We start from the raw sequence: 5,951 nt of genomic DNA on the forward strand, positions 1-5,951 counted from the left end.
TCTGATAAGATGGCCAGCGATTTTATCTCGCCCAGCCGCTCTACATGGAGTTGGTAATACCGGATCAGGATGGAAAGCATTTCGCGACGCACCTTACCGTTCGGTATAGCCGCCTGCGCTGGCGTATGCAGCAGCTGATCAAAAAGTTGCTCGTAAGCCTGCAACGCCAGCACGGGAGGGGCATCGGTCAACGACTGTGCATTGGGAGAGAAAGCCACCTGCTCTACAATCTCCGTCCCGCTGCTCGGCCCAAAACCCAGGTGATGGCTCAGGTGCAGCAGAAAGACCAGGTGAAAGTTCTCAAAATGATCCTGCAGTTCATCAAACTCGATGATGGCGTTGAAAAGAAAGTGAAACAGCGCCGGATTCTCCTCCTCCTCTTTAATAGTGCGTGACACCATTTCGGACAGAAACAACAGGATACTGCTCTTGCGGATATCGAAAGGTATGGTCGCGTATGGATAAGCGCTCCTATACTCGGAGATGCGCGTCAAGCCGCCTTTTTGGGAGGTATAGACCACCATATCCAGCAGCGTGAAGGGCTGAAACAGGGCAATGCGGGAGCCTGTGCCCTTCTTGCGCACGCTGTTCACGATATACGACTGCACACCCAGTTGCTCGGTATATACCTTGGCGATGATCGACGACTCGCGAAACTTGATATAGTTGAGTACGATGCCTCTTGTCTTGACTAACATTTACTCCAGTACGGCTATTTTAGTGATACAGGTTTGACGGGCCTCCCGGTCAGCGGCGAAGACCAGGTATACACCGGCTTTGACACGCTTGCCGTTGTACCCGCGGGCATCCCAGGTGAGGGTTCCGCCAGTAGCTTTTGCTTTGTACACCAGTGTGCCGTTGATGTCGGTGATGCGCACATCAGCATTGTTCGGCAATCCGGATACGCCAATCAGACCGGTATAATCAGGCCGCACCGGATTCGGGTATACCTGAGCGCATTCAGGCTTTCCTTCCGTGATTGTGGCACCCGAGCGATACGAAGCGACCCCTTGGTCTGTCACCACAAACACTTCGCCTGAGCGGTGTTCAATAGCCACTGATAATACTTTGTTAGAGGGTAATGGACTGTTCAGGGCTGTAAAGTGCTGCAGCAACTGATCTCCATCCGGGCTAAAAAGCCAGAGTCCGTTGTCAGTTGCCATCCACTTGCGGTTAGCGCCGTCCACGGCTATGTCACGGACCAGCTGCCCTCCCAGTAACGGACGCCCCTCAATAATCGGAATGCGTGCATCGTATGGCTGACCAGAAAACACAGCGGCTGTGCTGTAAAATACACCCACACCAGCGGCTGTCCCAACCCACATATCGCCATTTCTATCTTTAGTGATGCCGTATACGGCACCACTTGGCAGGTTGCCATTGCTTGTTCCGGCTCTGAGCTCCCGTACCTGCTGTCTTGCCTCGTCGTATACCACCAAGCCAGTGCGCACATTACTTTCCCTACTAATGCTCAACCACTTGTAACCATTGTCATCTATCGCCAGTCGCTCCAGGCTGCTGTTATCGGCTATACCTGGCAGGCTGAACCCCTGCCACTCCCCGTCAGGACGCAGCACATGCAAGCCCGGTGCACCGGCTACCTGGTGGCGGTTCACCACCCATACCTGCCCGGCAGCATCTACGGCCACATCGGTCAAGCGTACATGCTCGGTACGGTCGGTAGTTGGCTGAGTGCTGAGTAGCGTACTATTAGTACCATTGTACAGCAGCGGTTGCTCCTCTCCTTTCCAGACCAGCAAGCCATTCCCGTAGGTAGCCATGTATACCTGACCCGTCACCGGATTGTAAGTAGCATCCACAAAATCCCGGAGCGGCGTGCCACCTGCCGGCGACAAAGCAGGGCTGTTGTTATACCATTGTCCGTCCTGGTAGCCGTAGTAGCCGTCGGTGCGGTTAAGCGGCTGGTAGTTTTCGTTGTATCCTCCGCTGAGCACATACACTACGCCATTACCGGCAGCTACCCGAAAACTGTTGCTGGATGCAGGCCCGGGCGGGATAAAGGATTTTGGCTCACTCTCAAGTCCCCAGGCGATCAGGCCGCTGCGTCTGTCTGCTATCCAGGTCGTGCCGTCAGCATCCTGCACAGCCATGCGCGGCGCCTGCATGCCTGAGTGCTGCAACATGGAAGCTGCACTACGGTTGTCGACCAGCAAAACACCTGTTCTGTAACCCCTAGCAGGTTATTGGTAGAAGCCTGTAAGTGTATAATGGTACCAACCTCAGGTATAGGCACTGACTCCAGAGTGCCTTGCCGGAGTATCCCAAGTCCGTGACCTGCCACTGCCAGGTATACCTGATCCTGAAAAGAGGCCATGGCAGTTAGGTTGGCATTTTGTGGAAGGCCAGTAGATACTGCCTGCCAACTGCGGAAATCTTTAAGATTGCTTGTCAGACGATTGGCACGCCATACCTGCCGGTCCGTCATCAGGTATAGCCAATCGCCTTGCACAGCACTTACCTTTATGGCCATGCGTTCGCCATTAGGCCCCAGGTTGGTATAAGTGTCTCTAATCTCCTGCCGGGCCAGGTCAACCACCACTACGCCAAAAGCAGTGGAGAGGTAGGCTGTCTTCTGATGGATGTGAATATGATGAATGGTTTTGTCCCCGTCGATGGCTATCCGGAGCAGAGCCGATAAATTGACAATGCGGTTCTCCTGTAGCAGGTCGATGTTGGCGTTGGCGTAGGCGATAACAAGTGTAGCTGTTTCCGGATCGTAGCCAATGGTGTTGATGCGCTGCTCACTCAGTCCGTCGATACGGGTAATGGGCTGCACATTCCGGTACTCCTTGTCATAATAAAAAAGGCCCTGATCAGCTGCCAGGTATACGCGGTCACCGGCATCGGCCACGGCCCTGCCTTGGGTATAGGGTACGTGAAGCTGCCACTGCCCTATACCTACCGGACTCTGTGCCTGCACCATTGCTGGCAGCCAAAGCAGCACTACAGACAGGTATAGCAGACGCAAAAGCAGCTTCGGCACAGGTATAAATTTAGGTATGGGTCTCGCTTAGTTTATCAGGAATCATATGCAACACACTGCGGCCTCGGCCACATGTATAGCACTACCAATTTATTTCTTCTGTTTGATTCCCTCCTGGAAACAGTGGCGGCAGCGGGCTTCGTAGGATTCCGTTTCACCCAGCAGCACCTGCTGCTCTGATAAAGCATTGCGGAAAGAGTAAGTCGCAATATCACCGCACTGCACACAGATGGCATGTACTTTAGTCACATACTCGGCCACCGCCATCAAAGCCGGCATCGGTCCAAAGGGTTTGCCCAGGTAGTCCATGTCCAGGCCGGCGGCGATCACACGCACGCCACTGTTGGCCAGCTTCACGCATACCTCAGCCAGGCCGTCGTCAAAGAACTGTGCTTCGTCTATACCTACCACATCGCAGCTGCCGCCCAGCAGCAGCATGTCCTGCGCAAAGTCTATCGGTGTAGAGCGTATGGCATTGGCGTTGTGCGACACCACATCCTCTTCATGATAGCGCTTGTCGATGGTCGGCTTGAATATCTCCACCTTCTGCTTGGCGATCTTGGCCCTGTTCAGTCGCCGGATCAGCTCCTCGGTCTTCCCCGAAAACATCGATCCGCAGATCACCTCTATCCACCCTCTTCTGATTGCGTGGTTTTCGTTACCTACGCGCGGTTCTATAAACATGTACTATTTCGTAATGGCTGATTGGCTAGTTGCTATACTTCATGTGCGGGAGCATGGTCTGCCGGGGCACGCGGCCCTGGGCATCTCCGCTTACTAATGTACACTGGCAGGTTAGTCTTTCGTTAGCTTGTAGGCGGCCTCTTTCACGGTAGCGCTGCTCGCTGTCAGTGAGCGGCCCGAAGTGCTCCAGCCCCTCCTGCACAATGATGCGGCAGGTGGTGCAGCGCCCCTTGGCTCCGCAGGCGTGCATCCAGTCGATGCCTCGGCTTGTATGGCCTGCAGCAGTGTTTGGCCGGGTGCCACTTTTACCTGCCGATCGAACAGGTTTTGCACCGTTAAGTTTGGCATATTATTTATTAACTTTACGAAAGAAAGGTATACCAATGGAAGACAAATATAATCAATTAAGGCTTGAACGTTACAGCAAAGAACTGGCAAATGTACTTTGTGACCGTCACTTTGCTGCGCACGACACGATTAACGGACCCCAACTAATTGGCTTTACGCCCATTAAACAGGTCAATTTGTTTGTAATAAAAGAGCTCCTGCTCAAGTGGCACCACGAAATGGCCAACTTGCGCAGCCCCTACTTTGACTATGAGCATGAAGAGGTAAAGGAAGCGCTGCTCAACTTTATGAATGTGCTCTCGCGCAAAATCCTGATCAAGCGCGATGCTTTTGAGCCGCTCCTTCAGAAGGCGATCTACGACACATTCCTGCTCAAGCTGGCACCAGTAGCCACTTTCGAAGAGAAATTCCTGCGCATTCAGGAAGACATCACGCTGCCCAAACTGCAGGAGAACCTGAAGTACATTGACCTGGACAAACAACTGTTTACAGGCTTTATAGGCACGCTCTCCCCTTCCAACCGCGACCGCGATTATATCCTGAGCCGCTTCAGGCTATACCTGAACGCTAACCGTGATGGCATTGCGCCGCTGTCAGAAGTACTGGAAGCATTCAACAGCCTACTGCCAATTACAGAAGAAGAGATCAGACAGGAGCAGATCTCGCCTTTGGCTGCTTATGCTGCTTCGCTGGCCAAGCCTACGCCGGCCGCTCCTGTGGAGGAAAAGGATGTGGTAGCGCTATCCATATGGCACAACGAGAAGCCTCTGCACCTGTGGCTACACCTGCTCCCGCGCCGGTAGCAGCTGCACCCAGACCTGCCGCCATCTCAGACAATAACCTAAACGAGCGCTTTAAGGCGGAGCGTCCGACTATGAACGAGAAATTCAGTAAGCCTGCTTCCGCTTCTATTGGCGATTCGCTGAGCAACCGTAAGATTGAGTCGCTTAAAAACTCTATCTCGATCAACCAGCGTTTCAGCTTCATCAACGAGCTGTTCGACGGCGACAACATGACCTACTACAACACCATCCAGCAGCTAGACCAGTTCAGAACTCCGGAAGAGGCGATGCACTTTGTCACCCATGACCTGGCCCGCAAATATGACTGGAGCAAGAAGCAGGACAGCGTAAACAAACTGCTCCGCCTGATCGAACGCAAGTTCTCCTAAGCACAGGCAGTCGACATTACAGAGAAGACCTCTCCTTCGGGAGCAGGTCTTTTTTTATGCCTATCCGCTTTAATCTCAATTCAATATCCCGTCACATTTTTTTCAACAGCAAAATAATTCAATACAGGTGTGCCCTGAGGCATTGCAAAAACGAATACGAAACATTATTTATGCATTTTCTTTGGGAGCTTAAATCAGATGCTGCCCTGCTTTTATGTATCTGTTCGGAAAGAAAACAGTATACTTTATGCAACACCCAAAGAACAACTGTGCGTACTAACAATTCAAAATAACCTTATTATCAGCCATGAGAGACGATTTCGATTACGATGAAGACTTAGATTACAGCTTCGATGATGAAGAGGAGGATGATGACTTCGGGATGACCTTCGAAGAGGATTTGTACCTGATGATACGGGAGAAGCTCCGCGACACCATACAGGAGTTCAAGGGCGAACACCCTAGCCTGAAAAAGCTGGAAACGCATGTAAGCAGTTTTAAAGTAAATGCCAAAAATACGGACGACTCTAAGTTCTATCCGCTGGCAGCTAAATTACTGCTTGAGCACATAAAACCGTTGACACAGGATTCAGAAGAAATTTTGGAAATTTACGAGAATATGCAGACTGATATTGGTCGCTTCAAGAACCAGCGTGCGCATGGACACGAAGGAGAATTTTACCTAACTGCCTAGAAATAACCCGAAAGCACTTATAGAAGAAGCCGCTCTAAACGTTTAGGGCG

General features: G+C 51.9%; 8 protein-coding genes. 3 read left to right on the forward strand and 5 right to left on the reverse strand.

The genetic code is table 11. The features are described 5' to 3' along the window. The 5 genes from recO to O71_RS20460 all read right to left on the reverse strand — a co-directional run. Positions 1-698: DNA repair protein RecO (gene recO, locus O71_RS20440; protein ID WP_007660954.1), on the reverse strand; the 698-nt coding region annotated here is incomplete at its 3' end. Next, positions 699-2,144, reverse strand: coding sequence for a two-component regulator propeller domain-containing protein (locus tag O71_RS20445; protein ID WP_081490555.1), 1,446 nt, complete (start codon positions 2,142-2,144; stop codon positions 699-701). Continuing rightward, positions 2,075-3,004, reverse strand: coding sequence for a hypothetical protein (locus O71_RS20450; RefSeq protein WP_040575039.1), 930 nt, complete (start codon positions 3,002-3,004; stop codon positions 2,075-2,077). The genes O71_RS20445 and O71_RS20450 overlap by 70 nt, the downstream gene beginning before the upstream one ends. 90 nt (positions 3,005-3,094) lie before the next feature. After that, on the reverse strand, positions 3,095-3,688 hold the full coding sequence (locus O71_RS20455) for a thymidine kinase (RefSeq protein ID WP_007660956.1): 594 nt from the start codon (positions 3,686-3,688) through the stop codon (positions 3,095-3,097). Positions 3,689-3,713: 25 nt separating this feature from the next. Continuing rightward, positions 3,714-3,938 carry a 2Fe-2S iron-sulfur cluster-binding protein gene (locus O71_RS20460; protein ID WP_007660958.1) on the reverse strand — a complete coding sequence of 75 codons (225 nt, stop codon included), beginning with the start codon at positions 3,936-3,938 and terminating at the stop codon, positions 3,714-3,716. A 133-nt stretch (positions 3,939-4,071) separates the two neighbouring features. Here O71_RS20460 and O71_RS22280 point away from each other — a divergent pair, with 133 nt between their 5' ends. From O71_RS22280 to O71_RS20475, 3 genes are all read left to right on the forward strand, one after another. Then, positions 4,072-4,839, forward strand: coding sequence for a hypothetical protein (locus O71_RS22280; RefSeq protein ID WP_051017835.1), 768 nt, complete (start codon positions 4,072-4,074; stop codon positions 4,837-4,839). Next, positions 4,812-5,207, forward strand: coding sequence for a hypothetical protein (locus O71_RS20470; RefSeq protein WP_051017836.1), 396 nt, complete (start codon positions 4,812-4,814; stop codon positions 5,205-5,207). The genes O71_RS22280 and O71_RS20470 overlap by 28 nt, the downstream gene beginning before the upstream one ends. A gap of 307 nt (positions 5,208-5,514) precedes the next feature. Further along, entirely contained in the window at positions 5,515-5,901 is a 387-nt protein-coding gene (locus tag O71_RS20475) for a hypothetical protein (RefSeq protein WP_007660960.1), read from the forward strand. Positions 5,902-5,951: the final 50 nt, after the last annotated feature.

Source organism: Pontibacter sp. BAB1700 (assembly GCF_000277005.1).
Taxonomy (GTDB): domain Bacteria; phylum Bacteroidota; class Bacteroidia; order Cytophagales; family Hymenobacteraceae; genus Pontibacter; species Pontibacter lucknowensis.